The organism is Cryomorphaceae bacterium, from assembly GCA_007695365.1.
Lineage (GTDB): Bacteria > Bacteroidota > Bacteroidia > Flavobacteriales_D > SKUL01 > SKUL01.
The window spans coordinates 1-4,119 of record REDV01000006.1; the positions used below are offsets into that span (position 1 = coordinate 1).

Below are 4,119 nucleotides of genomic sequence, written 5' to 3' on the forward strand. Positions count from 1 at the left end.
GTTTTGTTTGAACGAATTCCTTCCATGCGTGTACAGCTCAGCGAATCGAGATTCGCTGTTATGAGAACCATTTTACTTATTGTGCTGATATTGTGTGCTTATGATTGCGTTCGTGCCCAACAACCCTCCTCCTCGGATTGGGAGCATTACTTCAACGCGGTGTTTTTGCCGCCCAACGATGCGATGGCCACATCGTCACTTCAGCAAATCAACAACGCAGCACTTCGTGCGGATGCAGAGCGGAATAACCTTCCTTCTCCAAGCTCTTTGGTGCAGGAAAAGGAAGAAATCTCATCATTGCCGGCTTTAGGCGCTATTCAAAATGCCCAAATGGCGGAATGGTCGGGAGATGAAGCCGCGATTCGCAATGCATGGTGCGATTATCAGCAAGACGTTCCGCTTCACCCTTTGTTGTATGACTATGCCCGCAATGTACTGCAATCGGTTTCACAAAATGGGGTTCTGCTTACTCAGGGGCATCAGGATACTTATCCGTTGCGGGTTCTTCAATCCTGCGAAGGTTATCGCAGCGACGTGGTGGTGGTGCATTTGCCGTGGTTTATTTCGTCGGACAGCTATCGGAATCAAATCGCCAAACGACTGAATGTTCAGGGCTCCTTCGAAAACAAAGGAGGCAACATTCAGCGCATTGAGGAGTTGAAAAAGGTCTCGAAGTCTGGTGTTTATCTCGCCATGACTCTTTCCAAAGATGTGCTATTGGCTTACTCATCTGCATTGCAACCTGCGGGATTGGCATTTGCGCTCGGGCATGCAGGAAACAATGCGTCGGACGCCGGCAAGGTGCTCCAACAAGTAAACTGGGATCGGGTATTGGGCGAGCTTCCCCCCTATGCCACTGCGCTGTTGCCCAATTACCTGACTGCTGTACTTCTCGACCAGCAAAATGCCGGTAGCGCGAAATATGGAAACTACGCGGCCGGTAAGTTGAAAGAGGCGCTATACGAGCGGACCGGTTTGCGGAAAACCGGCGAAAACTATCTACAAGGCAGGTGATGTTCGTACGCCGACAAGCATACCACAATTACAGCGATGAAGCACTGATGGAAGCCTGTGCATCGGGCGACGAACGGGCTTTTTCGGTACTGTATGACCGCTATGCCCAGCCGCTGATGGGTTATTTCTGGCGTATGTTGTGGAAAGACCGCGAACTGGCCGAAGACCTTGTGCAGGATCTGTTTACCAAAATTGCGCGACGGCCTCAACTCTACCAACCCGGAAAACCTTTTAAAACCTGGCTCTACAGCGCGGCCAACAACATGTGCAAAAACGAGTACCGCAAGCATGCTGTTCGGGAGCGCGGCAGGGATGTAATCATGAACGGACAACCCGCTGTGGCAGCTCCCGAGAGTGCAGACAAGATGGACCGCGAAATGTTTCAAAAAGCCTTGAACGACGCGCTCAACAAGCTCGATGAGAAAGAGCGCGAGGCTTTCGTGCTGAGGTTTCATGAGGAACTAAGTGTGAAAGAAATTGCCGGAATGGCTGAATGCTCAGAAGGCACCATTAAATCGCGGCTGCACTACACCCTGAAGAAGCTGCACAAGCACCTTCACGTTTTTCACCCAAATCTTCAGCAACCATGAAAGAATCCTTTCCATACGAATTAGACCAGTTGTTGATGCAAAAGTCATTTGAAGCGCTCAATGCATCCGAGCGCGCATTTGTGCTCACGCAGGTAGATGACGAAAAGATGTACGAAGAATTGCGGGCGGTACTTCTGGCTTCGGTGGAAGGACTTCGCGAGAAGGCTCCGGCTCTTTCGGCTGCATCCAAAGAGCGCGTAATGGCTGCTTTTCGTGCAGAACACGCCCAAACGTCCTGGTGGCAAACCGGAATATTTGCTCCTGCCTACCGGCCTTATTTTGCATGGGCTGCTGCAAGTGTATTGCTGTTGTTGGGAGTTTTTCTGTGGTTGGATCAGCCCGATCAGGCGCCGGTTGCCGTGGAGCCACAGGTGGAAAAACAGCCTGCACCTGCTGCCAAAATAGATACGTTGGAGGAAGCGTTCAGAGAAACGACAGCTGATGACATAACAATGACGACGGAGCGGCTTGAGGAGATCGAAGAAATTGCCACTAAAGCGGTTGAAGATTCTGAAACAACGGACCCAGAAGAGGTTTTTGCGGATGCTTTGCACGACGACATGCAAGAGGAAGAACTTCACACCGCTGTTCCTGAAGTTGCCGAGGTTACCATTGCTGAGGACTCCTTTGTAGCATCTGAGGAAATTGAGGTGATTGAGCGCACTGAAATTGCCCCACAAACGGATGATTTTGCTGCTCACTCACTGTCAAAAAGTGCAGTCCCCCGCGCTGTTTCTTCGCTCCACGACGCTGCTCCCCACCCACCCACCCCAGTCAATCAAACCCTGATCAACACGCTCTTCACCGCCCGCTGAGTCACCCGCTCAAAAGACCTAACTTTGTCGCTGAAACTTCCATTGTACTATCGTGTTGTTTTCTAAACCTCTTACCATGCGAACACGCTTTCTCTTTTTTGCGCTTCTTTCGCTTGCTGTGACACTCGCATGCAACAAACCCGACGAACCGGAGCCGGATCCTCCTCCTTCTGCACCGCAAGAAGCTTGCAACAGCACGGACAATGCTTTCAATGAAAAGGTATTGCCTGTTTTTCAGAGTTCCTGTGCCATGAGCGGATGCCACAGCAATGCATCTGCTGCGGGCGGATACAAGCTCAATTCTTACGATAATATCGTCCAAAGCATCGAAGGCAATGAAGCACTTTTTCTGGCCTCCATTAACTTTGAAGGCAACGAATTTTCCTGGATGCCCCGAAGCAATGCCAACGACCCCGCCCTGCCCGAAGACAAACTTCCGGAAGATGATATTTGGCAGATTGAGTGTTGGATCAGTCGCGGAATGCCCAACGATTAGTCCCTGCCATGAAAGTTATCGCTCCGGGAATTGTTCTTATTCTGTTTATCCTGCTGGTTGACCTCTACACTTACAAGGGCCTGCGGGTGTTAACGGCCAATATGAAGCGTCGTGGGCCGCGAAACGCTCTGCACATCCTGTACGGACTCGGAACGCTGTTCAGTATTCTGGCCACCATCTGGATGACTGCCAACATCCAGAACGTGCATGAAGCGCGTGATTATCGCATCTTCTTTACCCTGTCAGGATTGGTGATGCTTTTGATTGCGCCCAAGTTTTTGTTTATGGCTTTTCACCTCGCCGAGGATGTGCTGCACGTGATTCGAAAGGTGTTGGCCAAACCCGGAGAAGCCGAAAATGGTGGAAACGGCATTACGCGAGCCCGGTTTCTGAGTCAGATTGGGCTGATGTTGGCGGCCATTCCCTTTTTGGGTATGATTTACGGCATGTTGCGCGGACGGTTTGCCTTTCGCGTGGTTGAACAAAAAGTGACCAGCGGCCGACTTCCAGGCTCCTTTGACGGATTTCGGATTGTGCATATTTCCGACGCCCACCTCGGCAGCTTTTACGGCAATTACGAAGCTGTGCGTGAGGGATTCAGTATGATTAATGCGCTCAAACCCGACATGATTGTATTTACCGGCGATATGGTAAACAACTACGCCGACGAAGTGGACGGTTGGGAGCCTTTTTTCAGCGCGTTGCAAGCCCCTTACGGCAAATTTGCGGTACTGGGTAACCACGATTACGGCGATTATGTGCCTTGGGAGAGCGAAAAAGAAAAAGCCGACAACCTGAAGAAACTTATGTCGCAAATCAGGCAAATGGGTTTTACCCTGCTGATGAATGAGCACCTGAATGTTGAACGCAACGGTGAGCACATCACGCTGGTGGGCGTTGAAAACTGGGGGCGCGGGCGCTTTGCCAGATATGGTGACCTGAACCGAGCTATGAAGGATGTTCCGCAGCATTACAAAATTCTCCTTTCGCACGACCCCAGCCATTGGGACGCGCAGGTGCTGGGCCAAACCGATATTGACCTTACGCTGAGCGGGCACACGCACGGTATGCAGTTTGGCATAGAGGTGCCCGGCATCAAATGGAGTCCGGTGCAGTATCGTTACCCCCGCTGGGGAGGCCTCTACCGCGAGGGTAAGCAGCATCTTTACGTTAACCGGGGCTTTGGCTATATTGGTTTTCCCGG

At 51.3% G+C, this 4,119-nt stretch carries 5 protein-coding genes; all 5 read left to right on the top strand.

Annotation, left to right across the window (positions count from 1 at the left end; all coding sequences use genetic code 11):
* A partial coding sequence (locus tag EA392_00085; GenBank protein TVR42677.1) for a hypothetical protein occupies positions 1-1,014 on the top strand: 1,014 nt, incomplete at its 5' end.
* Positions 1,014-1,604, top strand: a complete 591-nt coding sequence (locus tag EA392_00090) for an RNA polymerase sigma factor (GenBank protein ID TVR42678.1) — start codon at positions 1,014-1,016, stop codon at positions 1,602-1,604. The genes EA392_00085 and EA392_00090, both read left to right, overlap by 1 nt.
* Complete coding sequence (locus EA392_00095) at positions 1,601-2,419, top strand: hypothetical protein (GenBank protein ID TVR42679.1); 819 nt, start codon at positions 1,601-1,603, stop codon at positions 2,417-2,419. The genes EA392_00090 and EA392_00095 overlap by 4 nt, the downstream gene beginning before the upstream one ends.
* Positions 2,420-2,471: 52 nt before the next feature.
* The gene (locus tag EA392_00100) at positions 2,472-2,915 is read left to right on the top strand and encodes a hypothetical protein (GenBank protein TVR42680.1); all 444 of its coding nucleotides are present in this window, start codon (positions 2,472-2,474) and stop codon (positions 2,913-2,915) included.
* Positions 2,916-2,923: 8 nt separating this feature from the next.
* A partial coding sequence (locus EA392_00105) for a metallophosphoesterase (GenBank protein ID TVR42681.1) occupies positions 2,924-4,119 on the top strand: 1,196 nt, incomplete at its 3' end.